The 21,246-nt window shown below is 61.3% G+C and carries 14 protein-coding genes, 5 tRNA genes and 1 pseudogene; 6 read left to right on the forward strand and 14 right to left on the reverse strand.

Annotation, left to right across the window (positions count from 1 at the left end; genetic code table 11):
- Window positions 1-2,955, forward strand: a 2,955-nt coding sequence (locus ACIPIJ_RS23850) for an RHS repeat domain-containing protein (RefSeq protein ID WP_401081355.1), incomplete at its 5' end; no start/stop codon positions are given.
- A 78-nt stretch (window positions 2,956-3,033) separates the two neighbouring features.
- On the opposite strand, the gene ACIPIJ_RS23855 is transcribed toward ACIPIJ_RS23850, so the two are convergent.
- The 7 genes from ACIPIJ_RS23855 to ACIPIJ_RS23885 all read right to left on the reverse strand — a co-directional run bounded on the left by ACIPIJ_RS23855 (window position 3,034) and on the right by ACIPIJ_RS23885 (window position 8,350).
- Window positions 3,034-5,331: a hypothetical protein gene (locus ACIPIJ_RS23855; RefSeq protein ID WP_401081358.1), complete on the reverse strand. Its 2,298-nt coding sequence runs from the start codon at window positions 5,329-5,331 to the stop codon at window positions 3,034-3,036.
- 14 nt (window positions 5,332-5,345) lie between these two features.
- Entirely contained in the window at window positions 5,346-7,625 is a 2,280-nt protein-coding gene (locus ACIPIJ_RS23860) for a hypothetical protein (RefSeq protein ID WP_401081361.1), read from the reverse strand.
- Window positions 7,626-7,785: 160 nt separating this feature from the next.
- Window positions 7,786-7,861, reverse strand: a tRNA-Gly gene (locus tag ACIPIJ_RS23865).
- A gap of 86 nt (window positions 7,862-7,947) precedes the next feature.
- Window positions 7,948-8,023: transfer RNA gene (locus tag ACIPIJ_RS23870), tRNA-Gly, on the reverse strand.
- 3 nt (window positions 8,024-8,026) lie between these two features.
- Window positions 8,027-8,102: transfer RNA gene (locus tag ACIPIJ_RS23875), tRNA-Glu, on the reverse strand.
- A gap of 92 nt (window positions 8,103-8,194) precedes the next feature.
- Window positions 8,195-8,270: transfer RNA gene (locus ACIPIJ_RS23880), tRNA-Gly, on the reverse strand.
- A gap of 4 nt (window positions 8,271-8,274) precedes the next feature.
- Window positions 8,275-8,350, reverse strand: a tRNA-Glu gene (locus tag ACIPIJ_RS23885).
- Window positions 8,351-8,702: 352 nt separating this feature from the next.
- Here ACIPIJ_RS23885 and ACIPIJ_RS23890 point away from each other — a divergent pair.
- Window positions 8,703-9,470, forward strand: coding sequence for a hypothetical protein (locus ACIPIJ_RS23890; RefSeq protein WP_401081364.1), 768 nt, complete (start codon window positions 8,703-8,705; stop codon window positions 9,468-9,470).
- Window positions 9,471-9,512: 42 nt separating this feature from the next.
- Here ACIPIJ_RS23890 and ACIPIJ_RS23895 read toward each other — a convergent pair whose 3' ends face one another.
- Window positions 9,513-9,995, reverse strand: a complete 483-nt coding sequence (locus tag ACIPIJ_RS23895) for a GAF domain-containing protein (protein ID WP_401081367.1) — start codon at window positions 9,993-9,995, stop codon at window positions 9,513-9,515.
- Entirely contained in the window at window positions 9,996-10,883 is an 888-nt protein-coding gene (locus tag ACIPIJ_RS23900; protein WP_401081369.1) for an ATP-binding protein, read from the reverse strand. It lies immediately after the preceding gene.
- A 75-nt stretch (window positions 10,884-10,958) separates the two neighbouring features.
- On the opposite strand from ACIPIJ_RS23900, the gene ACIPIJ_RS23905 reads away from it, so the two are divergent.
- Window positions 10,959-13,313 carry a response regulator gene (locus tag ACIPIJ_RS23905; RefSeq protein WP_401081372.1) on the forward strand — a complete coding sequence of 785 codons (2,355 nt, stop codon included), beginning with the start codon at window positions 10,959-10,961 and terminating at the stop codon, window positions 13,311-13,313.
- On the opposite strand, the gene ACIPIJ_RS23910 is transcribed toward ACIPIJ_RS23905, so the two are convergent.
- Window positions 13,303-13,791, reverse strand: coding sequence for a glutathione peroxidase (locus tag ACIPIJ_RS23910; protein ID WP_401081375.1), 489 nt, complete (start codon window positions 13,789-13,791; stop codon window positions 13,303-13,305). The two genes, ACIPIJ_RS23905 and ACIPIJ_RS23910, sit on opposite strands and share 11 nt — an antisense overlap.
- A gap of 2 nt (window positions 13,792-13,793) precedes the next feature.
- A complete protein-coding gene (msrB, locus tag ACIPIJ_RS23915) occupies window positions 13,794-14,195 on the reverse strand; it encodes a peptide-methionine (R)-S-oxide reductase MsrB (RefSeq protein ID WP_401081377.1) in 402 nt (133 codons plus the stop codon).
- 169 nt (window positions 14,196-14,364) lie between these two features.
- On the opposite strand from msrB, the gene ACIPIJ_RS23920 reads away from it, so the two are divergent.
- Together ACIPIJ_RS23920 and htpX are read left to right on the forward strand one after the other, a co-directional pair.
- Window positions 14,365-15,576, forward strand: coding sequence for a pyridoxal phosphate-dependent aminotransferase (locus ACIPIJ_RS23920; RefSeq protein ID WP_401081380.1), 1,212 nt, complete (start codon window positions 14,365-14,367; stop codon window positions 15,574-15,576).
- Between the two features lie 211 nt (window positions 15,577-15,787).
- On the forward strand, window positions 15,788-16,675 hold the full coding sequence (gene htpX, locus ACIPIJ_RS23925; protein ID WP_401081383.1) for a protease HtpX: 888 nt from the start codon (window positions 15,788-15,790) through the stop codon (window positions 16,673-16,675).
- A 53-nt stretch (window positions 16,676-16,728) separates the two neighbouring features.
- Here htpX and ACIPIJ_RS23930 read toward each other — a convergent pair whose 3' ends face one another.
- On the reverse strand, window positions 16,729-17,379 hold the full coding sequence (locus ACIPIJ_RS23930) for a thiopurine S-methyltransferase (protein WP_401081386.1): 651 nt from the start codon (window positions 17,377-17,379) through the stop codon (window positions 16,729-16,731).
- A 102-nt stretch (window positions 17,380-17,481) separates the two neighbouring features.
- On the opposite strand from ACIPIJ_RS23930, the gene ACIPIJ_RS23935 reads away from it, so the two are divergent.
- Window positions 17,482-18,249, forward strand: coding sequence for a DODA-type extradiol aromatic ring-opening family dioxygenase (locus ACIPIJ_RS23935; RefSeq protein WP_401081389.1), 768 nt, complete (start codon window positions 17,482-17,484; stop codon window positions 18,247-18,249).
- Between the two features lie 73 nt (window positions 18,250-18,322).
- Here the strand turns inward: ACIPIJ_RS23935 and ACIPIJ_RS23940 are convergent.
- Window positions 18,323-20,048, reverse strand: a pseudogene (locus ACIPIJ_RS23940) (DEAD/DEAH box helicase).
- A gap of 333 nt (window positions 20,049-20,381) precedes the next feature.
- Window positions 20,382-21,137 (reverse strand): spermidine synthase, encoded by a 756-nt coding sequence (locus ACIPIJ_RS23945; RefSeq protein WP_401081391.1) that lies wholly within the window; start codon window positions 21,135-21,137, stop codon window positions 20,382-20,384.
- Window positions 21,138-21,246: the final 109 nt, after the last annotated feature.

Genomic DNA, 21,246 nt, shown 5'->3' on the forward strand with positions numbered 1-21,246 from the left:
GATGCGCTGCAGCGGGTCACCAAAGAGATCGTGGCGCCGAACCTGCCGGCCTTCAAGGCCGAGCGCACGTACAGCTACGCCCTGTGCGCCACCGATAACGATCAAGCGTCCCAGACCCTGGTCAATGCCCGCGGCATCAGCACCGTGACCCAGCTGGACGGGCTGGCGCGCGGCATACTGGAAACCCGCGACCATATCGATGAGCGCAGCCCCAAGCAGCCCTACACGTTGCAAACCCTGGACTACACCGCCGAGGGCCAGATTGCCAAGCGCGAGCAGTGCGATTATCTCCCTCACGCCAGCACAGGCGCACCTGAACCTTACTCGCTGATCAGTACCTTCGCCTTTGACGATTGGGGCCAGTTGAGCTGCACTACCCGGCCAGACCAGGTGGAAGAACACAGCGTCTTCGACCCGATTGGAGACAGCCTGCACAGGGGCGTCAAATTGAAAACCTGGCGCCAGGCGCAAGGCACCGGCGCAAGCAAGAGCAGGCAACGGGAAACCTGGCTAGACGTCTTCGAACGTACCGTCCGAGTACACAGGCTCGACGCCACAGGGATAATCGAAGGCCAACAGCGTCGCGTCCAGGACGGGTTGGGCAACTGCACCCAATACACCAATGAACGACAAGGCAATACGACCTATGCGTACGATGCCTGGATGCGCCTGAGCAACACCACGCTCCCCAACAACAACGAGATCATACGCTGTTTTGCCCCCCACAGCCGTGACGAACTGGTTGCCGAGGTCAAGATGATCGACACGCCTGGCGCTCCCCCATGGAGCCTCGGCACACAGGACTACGACCATCTGGGCAGGCTCACCAAGGTAAACGTTGCAGGCCGGGTACAAACGCACGTCTACAACGAGGGGCAACGCTTCCCCAGCGAGACGCACACTGCCGCCGGCAAGGCCCTGACCTACGACTATGACCTGGCCCTGTCGGATGCGCCCAAAGGTGTAACCAGCGAAGACCCTCTCGACAGTGCCACGTTCGAGTTCAACCCCAGCAGCGCACGGCTGACCAAAGCCGTCAATCGCCATGGGACTCGAGAGTACGACTACGCCCCTGACAACCAACTCATCCGCGCAACCTGGAGGGATGCCAATGGCAGCGTTGTCGAAACCTCCCAGAAGCACTCGCCAATGGGGCGCCTGATTACCCGCACCCACACCAGCACGCCTGCTGCGGGTACGCCCAAGCAGACCCTGAGCAGCCAATTCTCCTATAACAGTCGCGGACAACTGGTAAAGATTGAACAAGGCAACCTCACCTCGAACTTCACCTATGACACCCACGGCCGCCTCAGGACCCTGACCAGCTTCGATGGCAGCGCAAAGCAGGCAACGGTGATGATCGATTACGACGACCACGACCGGGAGACAATGCGCACGCTGGAGAGCACGGGCCAGTCCAAGCTGACCTTGAGCCAGGATTGGGGCCTGGACGGCCTTCTCATGCAACGGCTATTGAAAAAAGGCACGAGCACAGCGCTGCAGGAAGACTTCACCTATGACGTGAACGGGCGACTCCACACCATTCGCTACAGCGGCAACCAACTGCCGCGCGACGAGCAGAAACGTGCGATCACGAAACAGACGTTCGCATTCGACGAACTGGACAACATGAAGAGTTGCGAATGCGAGTTTTCCGCAGCCGCCAAGGAAACGGCGACGTTCCACTACAACCCGGCCGACCGCTGCCAACTGCTCAATATCAGCTACGAGCCCAAGCGTCAGCTGCAAGCCGCCGATATCCAGTACGACGGCAACGGCTGCCAAGCCACCGACCTGACGGGGCGATTGTACCGCTATGACACCCTAGGCCGGTTGCTGTCGATCACCGACCCCGCCAACACGACCACGACCTATCGCTACGATGCCAACGGCCACCTTGTGGCACGCGCGCACGACCATGATGACGAGACCCTCTTCAGCCATGAAGGCAACCGCCTGAGCCTTGCGGTAAAAGGGGCGGTGATGACCGCTTTGGTCTACCACGGCACGCAGCCGATTGCCCAGCAATCGACCGATTCGAGCCTGCCAGTGCTGCTGCACACCAACGCCAGCCATAGCGTGATCGCCGAATACCGGGGCGGCCAACAACACGAGATCGTCTATGACGCCTATGGTGAGCATGACCGCGATGAGCTGCGCATGAGCCTGCTGGGTTACAACGGCGAATACCTTGACCCGGAGCGTGCCTGTTACCCACTGGGCCGCGGCTTGCGCTTCTATTTCCCCGGTGACCGGCGCTTCCGTCAGGCCGACCCCGTCGGCCTGGCCAATGCCGCCGAATTCGGCCGCTACGGTTATTGCAAGGGCAACCCGGTGATGCTCCTGGACCCTAGCGGGCGAACGGCCACCCCCGTCTATGGCAGCCTCGAACAGGGTCGCATGGCCTATCAGAGCCTGGAGATGACCCCCTACGAGGAAGAAGTGTGGCAGATGGAAATCGAACAGCGCAGGCTTGAGCGAGAACAGAAGAAAAAGATCTCCGGCAGCATGTGGGCGGCCATCGGGATCGGCGCGTTGTTCACCGTGCTGGCCGTCGTTTCTGCCGGGGCGGCGATAGTTGGCGCTGTCGGCGCTGCCGCCGCGGCTGCAGCGGGCACTGGGGCGGCGGCAGCCGCGACTCAGGCGATGATTGTGGCAGGTGTATCAGTGGTGGTCGCAGCAGCATCCGCTGTTTCTTTCGCAGCGGATGTCACCGCGATTGTCACCCAAGAACCATGGGCTATGAAGTTTTCGGAAATCGCAGGCTACGTCAGCGCCGGCGTTTCGCTATTGGATGGGATGGCCGTCAAGTATCTGACCGCCAGGGCGCTGCAGCAGTCCATGCAGCAGTCCTTGCGTCGAGGAGTATTGGCGCTTGTGGACAGCTCCGCCAAGGTCGGCAAAACTGTGGTTTTGAACTACTCGATGCAAGACCCGGAAGTCACGCGGCTCTAAGGAGAAATCCTTGAATTTGCGTAAGACGCACAATGAAACGCCCGGGTCTAACTCCGGGCGTTTCATTGTTAACCTTCGCTACTTGCCTGCGTTGGCAAGGCACTTCGAGCACGCCAGCCACTTGCGATGTTGCAGCTCCAGCTGAGTCTTGTTGACGTCGGCAAATGCGTCATAGGGCAGCAGCAAGAGCAGATGCCCGTACAACATCTGTTCGCCAAACGCCGCCTCAGCCCTGATCAGCACAAATGAACCGGGTGCAGCAGGGTCGATGTGATACAGGCCCGTTTCCCGCTCGATACGGCCAGGCCCCCTCAGCGGCAGCCACCAGGTTACCGGTTCGAAGGGCTCATCCCAGCCTGGGGGCTTGCCGCGCAACTGGAGCTGAGTGTCATCGGCGCTGGCTTCATCCACATAGACGAAAAGCGTCTGATCCTGAAAAAGACTGAGCATCACGCCACTGGCTTCAGCCTTCCCTGAAGGCAACGTGGCGACCAATCTGTCGAGCGAGCAATAAGCGTCAGTGCTGGCTGTGGTGGGGGTATAGATGGCTTTGTTACCCGCCGTGTTGATCGTGCCAGCCAAGCCTCCCTCGACATTCTGCAGCGCCCAGGTCACGTTGCCGGCATCCATCTTAAACGATTCGTACTCGAACGTTCTCTTGTCGGTCGGAAAACGAATGAAAATCTCGGGTGAAACCGCTACCCGCGTGTTCACCACTGTGACCAGCGCGGCATAGCTACGCCCAGCCTGCCGATCGGTAGCGACGATCCTGACCCGGTGAGTGACGCCGTCGTAGCCTTGCATGGCTGGTGCAGTATAGAGCCCATCCTGGTCGATCGTGCCGGGCTCCCAGGGGTGCTCTGGCAGCGCCTCGCATGTCCAGGCAATGCTCGAGCGTGCCTGGCTCAGGGAAAATCGCTGCTGCTCGCCAGCAGCGAGCCTGATGTTTTGTTCTTTGATCCAGGGGGTGGTTTCGCCGACCTGATAGGCGCCGACCATTGCCAGATTACCCTGGATGCTCGCGCTCACATCAGGCCGCAGCGTGGTCTGGTGGTCCAACCTCAAACTGGCCAGCAAAGGCCCCGACAGGCGGGCGTCAAGGTGCTTGAACAGCGCATTGATGAACCCTCGGCGCAGCGTGTAGGCCGCCAGAGGTGCATGCTCCGCCGCCAAGTCGGGCGAAAGGCTGGAGGCCACGTCCCTCCATGCACAGGAGGTGACCTCGAGCGTGCCGGCTTCACTGCTGGCCGGATCAATCGTGTACTGAAACTCCAGGTGTGGCTTGAAGCGGATACTGGCTGCCGTCCACTCTCCCTTGCGATCGGTGCGATAGCGGTAGTCAAGGGTAACCACCGGCGTCCAGGTCTGCGTGACCTGGGCGTCCAGGAACGTGATGCGAAGTGGCTCGGTACTCGGTTGAACCGGCACTTCGCACGCGACGCTTTCGAACTCAAGCGTGCCGTGGGAAATCCGCCCAGCAGGTATTCGCAAGGTACCGGCCTTGGCGACCATGGCGCTCAGTGGCTTGCCCTCTGCGCGCTCATAGCTGAATTCGCCCCCCTCGAGCACCCCCACTATCCCCAGGCCATAGGCCGTGCGCTGCAGCAACTGGCGTGACAAGACCACCGTACTGGAAAAACCATCGCGCGCATCAGGCGCCAGCATCGGCGGCAACGCCTTTTCACCGTTATCATCCGGATCAAAGCCACGCGCACCGTGCCTGTGGGTCATGAACAACAGCAACGCCTGTTGCCCGTCGAGCGCCTGACTGCGGGGAACAATCTCTTCGAGCATGCGCAATTCACTGGACGAACTGGGGACTACTTGCGCCAGGTCGAGCGTAGCCTTCGAGGGCTCTGCAGTCTTCAGCATCATACTGATCAGCTGAGCGCCTTGGCGGCCTAGAAAACCGCTGCCCAGTTCCAGTTCATATTTCCTGGCGCTGGCACTGTCCATGCACAACTTGCCGTCTTTGTAGAGGATGTCCAGTTGCAGCTCCGGATGAAGCATGTTCACCGCGCTGTTGGTCCTGATCGAGGCGAGTTCACCGCCCATGGCATAATCCAACCGTGTCCCCTCTTCCATTGCCATGGTCAGCTTGAATGTGGCCCGTTGATAGGAAGCGTCCAGCAAGGTCAGGGTGGGCGATGAAACGCGGTAGTTGGCCAGCACGTAGGTGATCTGGGTATCTTCATCCGTCACGCTGGCTTTCAGGCCCTTGAGCGACTGGCCGTTGGCCAGGCGCCGAAGGTGGTCCTGATCGACCAGATGCTGCACGAACTCCATGGGCCATGCGACCATGATGTCCCAACCCAGCATGTCAGGTACTCGCCCCAGCCAGGCTGGAAGCTCTTTTGGAATCGTGGCATCTTTCATGGGATCACCTTTTTTCAGTCAGGCAACATCAGTTTCGAATAGATCGTCGGGTATTCGTACAACGGCAACGGCAGCACGATGAATCCCACCCCGGTGGGGGCAGCGTCCGGCGTGGCGACGCTTACCTGGACTACCGCAACGCGCTCGGTGGTAGCCTGACCGACGCGGAACAGCGCCTTGGCCTGATCCTCGTCGAGCGCGCTGACAGTGCCCCCGCCAAACTCAATCTTCCATGTCACGCGCTTGCCGGGCTGCACAGGGATCGTCATGCGCAAACTGACTTCGCCCTTGCCCGCGTCCACCTCATCGATCCGCACTTTCAAAGTGTTCAGCGCCGGCTGCTGCGCCAGGGTGATCACACAGGCTTCCCGCGCCACAGTGCCAACCGAAACTTGCACGCGGGTGAAGGTCGGGTAGCCGCGGTCAGGCTCTGCGGCGGTGAACTGGATTTGCGCAGCCGTCGGGTTGCCTTGCACCGGTTGGCCATCGATCGTCCATTGGAAGGTGGGGGATGCATCGCTGCTTCCCGCGTCCAGCAGCATGCTCCCTCTGGGGCTGAGCACCTGTACAAGCGGCGCGATGCTCAGGGCGTCGTGGGCGATGGTGACCATCGTATAGCCGGGCACTTCACCTTGGGTCGCGCAAACGCGCTCGCGAACGAACCCCGACAACCGTGCATCGGCCGGGACCGTATAACGGCCCGTGGCGTCGATGCTTCCTACTGGCATCTGACCGGCATCCAGCGCTTCGACATGCCAACTGATCGGGCCGCTGGCATTGGCGACCTTGAATTGCGCCTGCCCGCCCACGGGAACATTGGGCCAACGGGGCTGGACATCAGGGATACCGTCAATCTTGCCCAGTGTGTTGAAGGTAATGATTTCATGACGGGAATGGCCCTCACCGCCGATGAGGGTATTACCAAAACGTAACTGTACGATATTGCGTAACAGCCCTCCCCCCCCTTCCAGCACCAGTTTGTTTAAACTATCAGTCATGGAGGCCAGCATAATATCCAACACACCTCGCCATGCGATATCAACAAACTTGGCAATGATCAGCATTATTAGTTCGATCAAGCCTCCCTGCAACCCTGCCGTAATCGGGTCGTATTGGGCATCCGAGCTGACCAGCTTAAACTCCAACTTGTCCTTTTCGAAGACCATGCGATAACGATTGTTCAGCACAAACCCCTGCTTCATAGAAATAGGGTCCGCCGGGATCTCAAAGATGCATTCCCAATCCATTTCTATCTCTGCATCATCCGGCAGATATGTAAGCGTTAAACCTTTGCCTTTGGAAATGAATTCAGCGACTTTGTCATCCTTGAGCACACCTGCTGCGGCTCGCAACTTTTCATACAAATCGCGTACGTCATGGTTTTGTATATCCCCACGCTCGATAGTCATGTGGGCATTCGGGATCGTCCAGGTGCAGCCGTCAACAATCGGTAAATCATACGAATCGAGTAAACTCAATACACTCTGGAAGAATATTGGAAAAGCCACATAGTTGGGCTGGAACAAGACGCTGGCCGAGCACGCTGGCAGATCATTTGGGATCAAGAAGCGGAAATCATGGTTCTCGCCCGGCGGTTTGCCCCCGAAGTTCTTGTCCGTGCTCATAAAGACAAGCACCGCCCCTTCACCCGCCCGGCCTGGGTCGTGGTTGGCTTGTGTTCTCAACCAGAACAGGTGCAGCGGGGTAAAGTACGGATCATTGTTTACAAACTTGCCAAGATTAAATACCTTGTCACTGTCAGGCATTTTTTTGAACAACGCCTCGAATACCTCGCCCCCTAGACGCTGAAGATTGGGTTCGCCGCGGAAGTCGAGTATGAAATTATTGGCATTCTTCAAGTCTAGATTCAGCGAACCGTCGACCTCAATACTGCCCGGCGTGTCATGCAGCGCCACCACCATCCTCAATACAGGCCCCTGCATAGGCTGGATCCACTCCAGGCGGGACACTTCCCACTGCACCCCATGTTGCAACACGATATCGCTACCGCCGACGACGGCCATGCTCAAGTTGGCCCTGGAGTCATTCAGCCCCGTGTCATCAAAGCTCAGACGAGGCGGGCCGAGGATGAAATCCTGCAGGTAACGTTCCGTTAGCTCATAGTCAAGCCTTGCCGTGAACGGCTGACCAAAACTGGTTGCATTGAATTGCTCGATGAAAACCTGTTCAATCAGCCGGTTCAGATCATCGCGAGCCAGCGCAACGATGATGTCCCACTCCCTCATTCGAGGTTCAGCCCCAAACCACTCAAGCAGTGCGTTCTTGGTAGGCATCTCTCGCATCCTCGTTGCCATGGCATGAACCGTGGTTATACCGAGCCGAGAACGGAGCGAAAACTGGCAAAAATATCAGGTAGGCAGTTGAACAGAGGCGCTATCAGCCCCCGCGAACGCAAAAAAAAACGCCACTTCAAACGAAGTGGCGTTTCTGATTTGGAGCGGGAAACGAGACTCGAACTCGCGACCCCGACCTTGGCAAGGTCGTGCTCTACCAACTGAGCTATTCCCGCAATGTGAAGCTTTAACGCTAATCGGCGTGAAGCGCCTTGACGACCTTCACCACCACTGCACCGTGCGAACGCCACAGTATTTAAACTGGAGCGGGAAACGAGACTCGAACTCGCGACCCCGACCTTGGCAAGGTCGTGCTCTACCAACTGAGCTATTCCCGCAAATGGCGTCCCCTAGGGGACTCGAACCCCTGTTACCGCCGTGAAAGGGCGGTGTCCTAGGCCACTAGACGAAGGGGACACACAACACTTTTCAGTGCGCCAGATATTGAACCTCACGATTCAACCTGGACTTTCTTTTCCTGCCCCGCCGTTAAGCAGTGCCGGAGAAACTGGAGCGGGAAACGAGACTCGAACTCGCGACCCCGACCTTGGCAAGGTCGTGCTCTACCAACTGAGCTATTCCCGCAATGTGGCGTCCCCTAGGGGACTCGAACCCCTGTTACCGCCGTGAAAGGGCGGTGTCCTAGGCCACTAGACGAAGGGGACACGCTGCTGGCATTACTGCCTGCTTTCACTCCCTGCCGCGTTTCGCTGTGTGCTTTACGCTGCAAGTGGCGCGCATTCTATGGATGCCTTGCAGGGTCGTCAACCCCTTTGTAGAAATTTATTTAAATCAATGACTTCGGTCCATCTTGCGGGCCTACCCGATGGGCGTCCGAGGATTGGCGTTGATTTTCTGACAGCACCTCGGCAAGCTCGGCTACTGATGTGCCAGCATGCAGCCGTACTGTAGTTATAGAGCAGGTTGCCGATATAAAAAGAGATTTGCCTGCAAGGGCCACTCGCAGGCAAGCCCGCTCCTACACTGATACAGAACCTATTCAATGAGGCGTTAACGGTGACACCACTTCTGATCACACTGCTCATCGTGGCGGGTATCGCGTTGCTGATCGTGATCGGCTACCTCAACAACGTGGTCGAGAACAGCAAGCTGGAACGCGCACGGCTTAAAGTCGAGCTGGCCGACCGCGTGCGCCGCTGCGGGGAAATCACCGAAACCTTCCCCGGCCAGTTCATGACCCCGGCCCTCAAGCTGTTGCTGACGCGCCTGGAGCTCAACCTCAACCAGCGCCGACTGGCACTGGACAAGAACAACGCCGAACTCAAGGCGCGCATCGCCGAGCTCGAAGGGCTGATCGCCCTGGGCGAAAAAATCCCGGTGAATAATCCGCCCAGCCCGATCCAGACCGAAGTCAAGGCCAAGGATGTGCGCTTCCTGCTGGAGGCGCTGCATACCCAGATCGTCAAGGCCACCCAGGAAAACGTCCTGCAGACCACCGAAGGCAAACACTGGGTCAAGGAGATCCGCCACCTGCTGGTGCTGCTGCACATCGAGTTCTTCAACAACCTTGGCCAGCAGGCGTTGCAGCAGGAACAACCGGGGCAGGCCCGCCTGGCCTTCGAGCGCGGTGTGCAGTACCTGCGCAAGCAGCCTGAGCCAAAAGTGTATGAAGAGCAGCTGACGTATCTTGAGAAACTGCTGGCACGGGCCAATGCCCAGGTGCTGGACCAGATGGAGCCGGCCGAGAACGATGAGAACGCACTGACCCAGGGGCTCAAGACCGATGAGGACGAGACCTGGAAAAAACGCGTGATCTACGACTGATCCGCAAAAAGAAAGGGGCCAATCATTGGCCCCTTTCTTTATTCAGCAGTCAGTCAATTCGAGGAAGACCGCCGCCAGGCGCTCAAGCCCACGCTGGTCCGCCTCACTGAAGCGCGCCAGCTTCGGGCTGTCCAGATCGAGCACACCGATCAGCCTGCCCTCCTTCACCAGCGGAATCACCAGTTCGCTGTTGGACGCGCTGTCACAGGCGATGTGCCCTGGGAACGCATGCACGTCCTCGACCCGCTGTGTCTGCCGGGTGGCCGCCGCCGCGCCGCACACCCCGCGGCTGAACGGAATGCGCACACAGGCCACCTGTCCCTGGAACGGGCCCAGCACCAACGCTTCGTTACGGTTGAGGTAGAACCCCGCCCAGTTCAGGTCGTCCACCTGGTTGTACAGGAACGCCGAGAACTGCGCGGCATTGGCGATGAAGTCACGCTCGTCGGCAAACAGCGCCTGCACTTGCGCAGCCAGCAGGTCATAGCCGTCGAGGCCGGCGCCACTGGCATTGAGGTCGATCATTTATTTCTGCTCCAGCAATTGCAGCCCGACCCAGTAGCGGGCGAACTGATAGGCACAACGGCCATTACGGTTACCGCGGCCGGTGGCCCAGCGCACGGCGAGGATGTCCAGCGCTTCATCACGCTGCCAGGCCAGCCCGGCAGGCTGCGCCAGCTGGCCGATCCAGTGTTCGACCACGCTGAGGAAGTGCTCCTGGGTGAAGGGGTAGAACGACAGCCACAGGCCAAAACGGTCAGACAAGGCGATCTTGTCTTCCACCGCTTCGCTGGGGTGCAGCTCGCCATCGACCCGCTTCCAGTTCTCGTTGTCGCTCTCCTTCTCCGGCACCAGGTGGCGGCGGTTGGAGGTGGCGTACAGCAGCACATTGTCCGGCGCCTGCTCCAACGAACCGTCGAGTACGCTCTTGAGCACGCGGTAGTCGCCCTCCCCCGCTTCGAACGACAAGTCGTCGCAGAACAGGATGAAGCGCTGCGGCAACTTTTGCAGTTGCTCGACGACACGTGGCAGGTCGGCCAGGTGATCGCGCTCGATTTCGATCAGGCGCAGCCCGGCATCTGCGTGCTCGGCCAGCAAGGCGCGCACCAGTGACGACTTGCCGGTGCCGCGCGAGCCCCACAGCAAGGCGTGGTTGGCCGGCAGGCCCTTGATGAACTGGTCGGTGTTGCGGCCCAGCTGCTCACGCTGTTTGTCGACCCCGATCAGGTCGGTCAGGCGGATGTCCAGGCTGACCTGCAGTGGCATCAGGTAACCGGTGCGGCCATCGCGCTGCCAGCGCGCGGCCAGGGTAGTGCCCCAGTCGATGTCCGGGCGTGGCGCCGGCAACAACGGTTCGAGACGCGCCAGCACAGACTCGGCGCGTTCCAGGAAAGTATTCAAGCGAGCGTCCATGACGACTCCTAGCAAGACAGGTGAGATTTACTGCTGAATGTGTGACAGGCTGCCAGCAGCCGGGGCTGATCGGCTATGCTTGCGCAGCGCAAGGGACGTGAAACCGGCTCGGGACTCATGGATATCAAGTTCACCAATCGCCTGTCATACAAGCAAGCCCGGTTGACAGTCCTGGTCGGCTTCATCCTGGGAACATTGCTCAGTCTCATCCAGATCGGCATCGATTATGCCAGCGAAGACGCATCCATCAACCGCGAAGTGCAGGCATTGCTGCAAATCAGCCACAATCCGGCCTCGCGCATTGCCTACAACATCGACTCGGAGTTGGCGCTGGAACTCACCCGCGGCCTGCTGCAGTCGCCGGCGATCATCCGCGCGCGGCTGATCGACAACAATGAAACCGTGCTGGCCGACGTCGAGCGCGCCCGCCTGGAAGACCGCTACCGGCCACTGAGCGACTTCCTGTTCGGCGAACAGCGCCAGTTCAAGGAGCGGCTGTTCCTCACCCACATGCCCGAGGAGTACCTAGGCACCCTGTACCTGGACGTCGATACGTACGCCTTCGGCAGCCGCTTCCTCGACCGCGCCGGGGTCACCCTGCTCAACGGCTTTGCCCGCAGCCTGGTGCTGACCGGCATTCTCCTGGCGCTGTTCTATATGATGCTGACCAAGCCGCTGGTCAATGTGATCGGCGCGCTCAGCGGCCGCGACCCGCGCCAGCCGGGGCAAACCCGCCTGGATTGCCCCCACGGCCACGAACTGGACGAGATCGGCGTGCTTGTCAAGGTCGCCAACCAGCAGTTCGTCAGCATGGCCACCGAGATCCAGCAGCGGCGCACCGCCGAGAACCGCTTGACGCAATACCTCAACGAGCTGGAAGACATCGTTTCGGCCCGCACCGAAGAGCTCAAGGCCAGCAACAGCCGCCTCAGCCAGTCCAACCAGGAGCTGGTCGAAGCGCGCCAGCGCGCCTTGGACATGGCCCAGGCGCGAGCGGCCTTCCTGGCCAACATGAGCCACGAGATCCGCACACCGCTCAACGGCATGCTTGGCATGATCGCCCTGGCCCTGGACAGCCCGCTGGCCAGCGAACAACGCCAGCAACTTTCGATCGCCCACGACTCGGGCAAGGTGCTGGTGGAGTTGCTCAACGATATCCTCGACCTGTCCAAGTTCGACGCCGGCCAGCTCGAACTGGAACGCATCCCCTTCGACATGGGTGCGATGGTCGAGGACACCGCCAACCTGCTGTCACAGAACGCCGCGCAAAGCGTCGAACTGACCTGCCTGATCGCCAGCGACTTCCCAAGCTCGGTGCTGGGCGACCCGACCCGGGTGCGCCAGGTGGTCAGCAACCTGCTGTCCAATGCGCTGAAATTCACCCGCTTCGGCCGCGTCGATATACGCCTGGTGCGCATCGTCGGCGGCGTGCGCCTGGAAGTGCGCGACACCGGCATCGGCATCCCCGAGGAAGCCCAGGCGCGGATCTTCCAGCCGTTCACCCAGGCCGGCGCCGGCATCACCCGCCAGTATGGCGGCACCGGCCTGGGCCTGGCCCTGACCCGCAACCTGTGCAAGGCGATGCAAGGGCACCTGCACATTCGGTCCGAACCCGGGTTTGGCAGCTGCTTCAGCGCCGAATTGCCGCTGACCACCCACACCGAGGCCATTCCACCCGCACCTTTGCAAGGGCGAATCGTGGCGCTGAGCAACGCAGGCAGCGGCCTGTGCGAGCTGCTGCAAAGTGTGCTGCCAGGCTGGGGGTTGGCGTACCAGCGGCATGACAATGCCGCGGCGCTGGGCAACGCGATCGACCTGCTGATCACCGACGACCTGGAGCACCTGTTCCAGCTGCGCCCCGCCCTGAAGGTGCCGATCCTGCTGGTGACGGCCTACGGCAACTTCCTGCCGGCCGAACAGTCGGCGCAACTGGCACCGCTGCACCAACTGGCCCGCCCATTGGCACGCAACGCCCTGTACCAGACCCTGCGCCGCACCTTGCAGGGCCAAGCCCCCGAGCACCCGCTGGCCACCCCGGCGCTGTCCGCCGCCAGCGGCCGCGCGCGTATTCTACTGGTGGAGGACAACCCGGTGAACCAATTGGTGGCCAAGGGCATGCTGGCCAAGCTCGGCTGCCAGGTGCAGTTGGCCACCCAGGGCGTCGAGGCACTGGAGTGCCTGGAGCAAGAGGATTTCGACCTGGTGCTGATGGACTGCAACATGCCGGTGATGGACGGCTACGAAGCCAGCCGGCGCATCCGCCAGAGCGGCCGCTGGCCCGAGCTGCCGATCGTCGCACTGACCGCCAATGCCATGCCCGAGGAGCGCGAGCGCTGCCGCGCGGCGGGCATGAACGACTACCTGGCCAAGCCGTTCCGCCGCGAAGAGCTGTTGGCGCTGATCGACCATTGGGTGCCGCTCAGCGGCTGAGCAGGCGCTCGATATCGGCTTCCAGCGCCTGGGGCTTGGTGGTCGGCGCATAGCGCACTACCTTGCCGCTGGCCGGGTCGACGAGAAACTTGGTGAAGTTCCACTTGATCTTCTGCGACCCCAGCAGGCCCGGCGCGCGCTGCTTAAGCTCGACGAACAGCGGGTGGGCACCGGGGCCGTTGACCTCGACCTTGCGAAACAGCGGGAAGCTCACGCCGAAATTGCGTTCGCAGAACTGCGCGATCTCGCGCGCCTCACCCGGCTCCTGCTTGCCGAACTGGTTGCAAGGGAAGCCCAGCACCACCAGGCCACGCTCGCGGTACAGCTGCCACAGTTGCTCCAGGCCCTTGTACTGCGGGGTGAAGCCGCACTGGCTGGCGGTGTTGACCACCAGCAGCGCCTTGCCGGCGAAATCGCCGAGCACCTTGTGCTCGCCACCCAGGGTCACGCAGGGGATGTCCAGCATCGATCCAGCCATGGTCAGGCTCCGTCACGCGGTTTGAAGTCCAGGCACACCGAGTTGATGCAGTAGCGCAAGCCGGTCGGGGGTGGGCCGTCAGGGAATACATGGCCCAGGTGGGCATCGCACTGAGCGCAGGTCACCTCGGTGCGGATCATGCCGTGGGAGGTGTCGCGAATCTCGATCATCGCGCGTTCTTCGAGCGGCGCGTAGAAGCTCGGCCAGCCGCAACCGGAATCGAACTTGGTGGTCGAGTCGAACAGCGGCAAACCGCAGCAGATGCACGTGTAGATACCCGCGCGCTTTTCACTGTTGTACTTACCGGTGAACGGCCGCTCGGTACCCTTGAGGCGGCACACCTGGTACTGCGCCGGGTCGAGCATTGCGCGCCATTCTTCAAGGGTTTTGTCGATCTTTTGCATGTGGGGACCTCGGCAAGCTGAATTTCACCTCGCGCCGTCTTTTCCGTAACGCGGGTGGCACGTATATTAGTTGGCTTCGTGTGCACGGGCTCCAAGTCTGGCACCCGCGCCCCGCCCTTTCAAACCTTTCGACGGCGGCGCACCGCGTATTCTCAATCGGGATCACATCATGCAGTTCAGCAAATCGAACAAGCTCGCCAATGTCTGCTACGACATTCGCGGCCCGGTGCTCAAGCACGCCAAACGCCTGGAAGAGGAAGGCCACCGCATCCTCAAGCTGAACATCGGCAACCCGGCGCCGTTTGGCTTCGAAGCGCCGGACGAAATCCTCCAGGATGTGATCCGCAACCTGCCCACCGCACAGGGCTACAGCGACTCCAAGGGCCTGTTCAGCGCGCGCAAGGCGGTGATGCAGTATTGCCAGCAGAAAGAAATCGAAGGCGTCACCATCGAGGACATCTACCTCGGCAACGGTGTCTCCGAGCTGATCGTCATGTCGATGCAGGCGCTGCTCAACAATGGCGACGAAGTGCTGATCCCGGCCCCCGACTACCCACTGTGGACCGCCGCAGTGAGCCTGGCCGGCGGCAAGCCGGTGCACTACCTGTGCGACGAGCAGGCCGACTGGTTCCCCGACCTTGAGGACATCAAGGCCAAGATCACCCCGAACACCAAGGCCCTGGTGATCATCAACCCGAACAACCCGACCGGCGCCGTGTACTCCAAGGAGCTGTTGCTGGGTATGCTGGAGCTGGCGCGCCAGCACAACCTGGTGGTGTTCTCCGACGAGATCTACGACAAGATCCTCTACGACGAGGCCGTGCACATCAGCACCGCGTCGCTGGCCCCGGACCTGCTGTGCCTGACCTTCAACGGCCTGTCTAAGTCTTACCGGGTGGCGGGCTTCCGCTCCGGCTGGCTGATCATCTCCGGGCCCAAGCACCACGCCCAGAGCTACATCGAAGGCATCGACATGCTGGCCAACATGCGCCTGTGCGCCAACGTGCCGGCCCAGCACGCCATCCAGACCGCCCTGGGCGGCTACCAGAGCATCAATGACCTGGTGCTGCCGCCGGGCCGCCTGCTGGAGCAGCGCAACCGTACCTACGAACTGCTCAACGCCATCCCCGGTGTGAGCTGCGTCAAGCCGATGGGCGCGCTGTACGCGTTCCCGCGGATCGACCCGAAGGTCTGCCCGATCCTCAACGACGAGAAGTTCGCGCTGGACCTGCTGCTGTCGGAAAAACTGCTGATCGTCCAGGGCACGGCGTTCAACTGGCCGTGGCCGGACCACTTCCGCGTGGTGACCTTGCCACGGGTGGATGACCTGGAGCAGGCGATCGGGCGCATCGGGAATTTCCTGAAAGGTTATTCGCAGTAATTCAGCGCCCTTGGGGGCGCTTTGCGCCCCCTACACCCCCCATCGAATGTTTCTTACATCCTGCAACGCTCTAGCTCACAGCCCCCGCTGTATCCTCTGCCATACTCCGCCGTACACAGTTTGAAATAGTCGCCCGATTGAATCCGAGCGACCGGCCCCTTATATACCCCGCATACGCAACACACTCATCCGTCAGGAGAACGTAACAACCATGATGCGCATTCTGTTGTTTGTAGCCACCAACCTTGCGGTGGTGCTGGTTGCAAGCATTACCCTGAGCCTGTTCGGCTTCAATGGGTTCATGGCCGCCAACGGGGTTGACCTCAACCTCAGCAGCTTGCTGGTGTTCTGTGCCGTGTTCGGCTTTGCCGGCTCCCTGGTCTCGCTGTTCATCTCCAAGTGGATGGCGAAGATGACCACCGGCACCCAGATCATCTCGCAGCCGCGCACCCGCCACGAACAGTGGCTGCTGCAGACGGTCGAAGAGCTGTCGCGCGAAGCCGGCATCAAGATGCCCGAGGTCGGCATCTTCCCGGCCTACGAGGCCAATGCCTTCGCCACCGGCTGGAACCGCAACGATGCACTGGTAGCGGTATCCCAGGGCCTGCTGGAGCGCTTCTCGCCCGATGAAGTGCGTGCCGTGCTGGCCCACGAGATCGGCCACGTGGCCAACGGCGACATGGTCACCCTGGCACTGGTGCAGGGTGTGGTGAACACCTTCGTGATGTTCTTCGCCCGTATCATCGGCAACTTCGTCGACAAGGTCATCTTCAAGAACGAAGAAGGCCAGGGCATTGCCTACTACGTGGCAACCATCGTCGCCGAACTGGTCCTCGGTATCCTCGCCAGCATGATCGTCATGTGGTTCTCGCGCCGCCGCGAGTACCGCGCCGACGAAGCCGGCGCGCAACTGGCCGGCACTGCCGCCATGATCGGCGCCCTGCAGCGCCTGCGTGTTGAGCAAGGCCTGCCGGTGCACATGCCCGACACCATGAAGGCCTTCGGCATCAATGGCGGCCTCAAGCACGGCCTGGCTGGCCTGCTGATGAGCCACCCGCCGCTGGAAGACCGCATCGAGGCACTGCGCCGCCGCGGTTGATCCATCACGCATGAAAAAGGGCGACCTCGGTCGCCCTTTTTTTCGTTCATCGGTCAGAACTGTACGATGTACAGCCGTTCCACCACACTGTTGACGCCCGCCTGAAGGAATTTCGGGCTCTCCTCGATCACCTCTCGCTCGTCCAGCACCTGGGCTTTGCCGCCTGCATACCCTGTGTGCACCTCGCCATCGGTTACCGCAAAAGGTGGCCCGGCCAGCAGCTGCTGGTCGTAATCCATCGTCAACAATAGCCCCTTGCAGCCCTTTGGCAGCGTCCTCGAAAGCTGCGCCATGTAGCGTGCGCGCATGTCGGCCGGCAGGGCAATCAATGCCGCGCGGTCGTAGAGCCCCAGGCAATCAGCCACATCCTGTGCCTGCAAGGCGAAGAAGTCGCCGCACCAGATTTCAACATCGCCATGGCGCCAGACCTCGAACTCGCCCTGTTGCGATATTTGCGCCTGCAGCCCCTGCTCGCGGAAAAAGTCCTCCACCGCCCGCCGCGACAGCTCTACCCCCAACACCCGGTAATTGCACTGCGCCAACCAGGCCATATCCACGCTCTTGCCACACAAGGGCACCAACACCCGGCTACCCTCGGGCAATGCCACCTTGCGCCAGTGCGCCTGCAGGAATGGGTTGACGACTGCACGGTGAAAGCCGATCTGATTATCGGCCCATCGCTTTTGCCAAAACGCTGGCTCCATGATCACTCCCGTTTTTTAGATGGATTGAGGGTAAAACTTGGTTTGGATTTCGATCTGTAGTTGATCGAAGATGATGACATCTTAATCCTCTGGACCCCTATCATGCTGCCCAGCCTGTTCATCTCCCACGGTTCCCCCATGCTCGCCCTGCAACCCGGCGCCAGCGGCCCGGCGCTGGCCAAGCTGGCCAATGCCCTGCCGCGACCGAAGGCAATCGTGGTGGTGTCGGCGCACTGGGAAAGCCGTGAACTGCGGGTAACGGGCGCTGCGCAGCCGCAGACCTGGCATGACTTCCACGGCTTCCCCGCCGCACTGTACGCGGTACAGTACCCGGCGCCGGGTGAGCCTGCGCTGGCCCTCAAGGTCAGTGAATGGTTGAACGCTGCCGGCCTGCCGGCGCGCCTGGATGCACAGCGGCCATTCGACCATGGCGCCTGGGTACCGCTGTCGCTGATGTACCCGGACGCGAGCATCCCGGTCATCCAGGTTTCGCTGCCCAGCCACCAGGGGCCGGGGCTGCAGCTCAAGGTCGGCCAGGCATTGGCGGGGCTGCGTGATCAGGGCATCCTGCTGGTGGGCTCCGGCAGCATCACCCACAACCTGGGCGAGCTCGACTGGCACGCCGGGCCCGATGTGGTCGAGCCGTGGGCGTTGGCGTTTCGCGATTGGGTGGTGGAAAAGCTGGGCGAGGATGACCAGGTGGCACTGCTGGACTTCCAGCGGCAGGCGCCGTTCGCTGCACGCAACCACCCCAGTGACGAACACTTCCTGCCGTTGTTCTTTGCCCTGGGAGCCGGCAAGACATTCGGGACAGTGCACCAAGGCTTTACCCTGGGAGCCCTGGGCATGGACATTTATCGGTTCGACTGAAGCCCCGAGAAAGGACCAGAACAGGCAAAAAAAATCCCCGACCTAGGCCGGGGATTTTTTCGTCACGCCAGGATCAATCCTCGCGGTAGCGACGCAGCTTCAGCTGCTTGCCAGCCACGCGGGTGTCCTTGAGCTTGGTCAGCAGACGCTCGAGGCCATCTTCCGGCAGCTCGATCAGGCTGAAGCTGTCACGCACCTGGATGCGACCGATCGCATCACGGGCCAGGCCACCTTCGTTGAGGATCGCGCCCAGCAGGTTCTTGGCAGCGATGCCATCACGGGCACCCAGGGCGGTACGGCAACGCACGCGGCCTTCGGCCAGCGGCATTGGCGCGCGACGCTCGCGGTCAGCACCACGGTCGCCACGGTCACTGCGCTCGCCACGGTCAGCACGCTCGGTGCGCTCACCACGCGGCGCAAAGCCCGGAACCAGCGGCTGCTCACGCTCGACGGCGGCCAGGTCCAGCGCTTGGCCATTGGTGGCCTTGCGCAGCAGGGCCGAGGCCAGGGCGCGCGGGCTGCAGCCCAGGTCGGCGGTCAGGCGGTCGAGCAGTTCGCCGTGGCTGGCTTCGGCATCGGCAACCAGCGGCGCCAGGCTGTTGGTCAGCTTCTTGATGCGGGCATCCAGTACAGCCTGGGCATTCGGCAGACGCGCTTCGGCAACTTTCTGCCCAGTGACGCGCTCGATGACCTGCAGCATGCGGCGCTCACGCGGGGTGACCAGCAGCAGCGCACGGCCTTCGCGACCGGCACGGCCAGTACGGCCGATACGGTGCACGTAGGATTCCGGGTCGTACGGCATGTCGACGTTGAACACGTGAGTGATGCGCGGTACGTCCAGACCACGGGCAGCGACGTCGGTGGCGACGACGATGTCCAGGCGACCATCCTTGAGCGAGTCGATCACGCGCTCACGCTGGTTCTGGGCGATGTCGCCGTTCAGCGCGGCAGCCTTGTAGCCCTTGGCTTCCAGCGCGGCGGCCAGGTCCAGGGTAGCTTGCTTGGTGCGCACGAAGGCGATCAGCGCATCAAACTCTTCCACTTCCAGCAGGCGCAGAACAGCCGGGATCTTCTGGTCGGCGTGGACCATCAGGTGGGCCTGCTCGATCGCGGTGACAGTCTGGGTCTTGCTCTGGATCTTGACGTGCTTGGGCTCACGCAGGTGGCGTTCGGCAATCGAGCGGATCGACGACGGCAGGGTTGCGGAGAACAGTACGGTCTGGCGGGTAGCCGGGATGGCATCGAAGATCACTTCGAGGTCGTCCATGAAGCCCAGCTTGAGCATTTCGTCAGCTTCGTCCAGTACCAGGTACTGCACGGTGGACAGGACCTTCTCGTCACGACGCAGGTGGTCGCACAGACGGCCTGGGGTAGCCACGACGATTTGCGCACCGTTGCGGATGGCACGCAGTTGTGGGCCCATAGGGGCACCACCGTAAACAGCTACCACGTTAACGCCCGGCATCTGCTTGGCGTAGGTTTCGAAAGCGGTAGCGACTTGCAGCGCCAACTCACGGGTTGGCGCCAGGATCAGGGCTTGCGGTTCGCGCTTGCTCACATCGATCTTGTTGAGGATCGGCAGGGCGAAGGCAGCGGTTTTACCGGTGCCAGTCTGCGCCTGGCCGATCATGTCGTGACCGGCGAGGATGATCGGAATCGATTGATGCTGAATGGCGGACGGCTCTTCATAGCCGGTAGCCAGAACAGCAGCAACGATATTCGGATTAAGATCGAGAGCGGCGAAGCCGCCGGTTTCCTGGGTCATGGGTCTGCCTCTAGGTGCATCCGCAAAGACCCATGCTCCAAAGCTGCACATGCCTTGAAAGACCAGAAGGTCACCCAGGCAGCTTTGGCGGCGGGGATTTGCGAAAACGATTGAAAAAGAAAACTTGGGAAGGTCCGCCTAGCGGACGTGCAGCCGAAGCTGGACTCGGAGGATTTGCACCACCTGATTTTGAGGTCCGCTAAAAGACCGGCGCGTACTATACCCGAATTAACAGCGGGAAGTGAGGAATATTTTTACGGTTCAAGGCCAGTATCGGGCCATCAGGAAACGCTGGCTGAAACGATTCCCTCTGCTACACCGCGTCGCCCTTTTTCGTGGGTAAACCCGCAAACAGAACGATGCGGTTTCAGGTAGCAGGCCGAATCACCCGAATCAACCCCTCAAGGCTGTACCCCAACCGCGGCGCCAGCGCCTCGGCCCGTGCCCGTACTGCGTCCAGGTCCAGCACCTGCTCCAGGTCCGCTGGCACCAGCAGGATCACATTGCCCTCCTTCACCGGCAGCTCCCAGTAATGGCGGTGGTACAAGCCGCGCAACAGCGCCGCGCCCAGCGGCCTGCCGTCGTCGCCGGCCCACTGGTTGATCACCAGCCAGCCGCCCGGGTTGAGCTGCTTCTGGCAATTTTCCAGGAAGGTCCAGGCCAGGTGGCCGACGCCCGGGCCATGGTCGGTGTACAGGTCGACGAACAACAGGTCGGTCTTCTCCGCCGTGGGCAGCAGTTCCAGGGCATCACCGACTCGCACGTACAGCCGCGGGTCATCGTCCAGCCCCAGGTACTCCATGGCCAGGCGCGGGACGTCCGGGCGCAGCTCGATGGCCTCGATGTCTTCCAACGGCAGGAACTTCATGCAAGCCTGGGTCAAGGTGCCGGCGCCCAGCCCCAGAAACAGCGCACTTTCGGGCTGTTCATGGCACAGTGCACCGACCAGCATGGCGCGTGTGTAGTCGTACTCCAGCCAGCTGGGGTCGGCGGTGAACACGCAGCTCTGCTCGATGGCATCGCCGAACTCGAGGAAGCGGTAATCCTCCACCTCATACACGCTGATGACGCCGAAGGCATCTTCGACCCGGGCCAACAGCCGCTCTTCCCGCTCCGTCGCCATGTACCTGCCACCCGCCCGCGCAAAAACGCGCATTGTCCGTCAACACCCGCGATGCAACAAGCTCAGCGCCAACTGTTACCATGGCAGACAGCCTATAACCGACAATACC

Source organism: Pseudomonas sp. NPDC087185, from assembly GCF_044744955.1.
Classification (GTDB): Bacteria; Pseudomonadota; Gammaproteobacteria; order Pseudomonadales; family Pseudomonadaceae; genus Aquipseudomonas.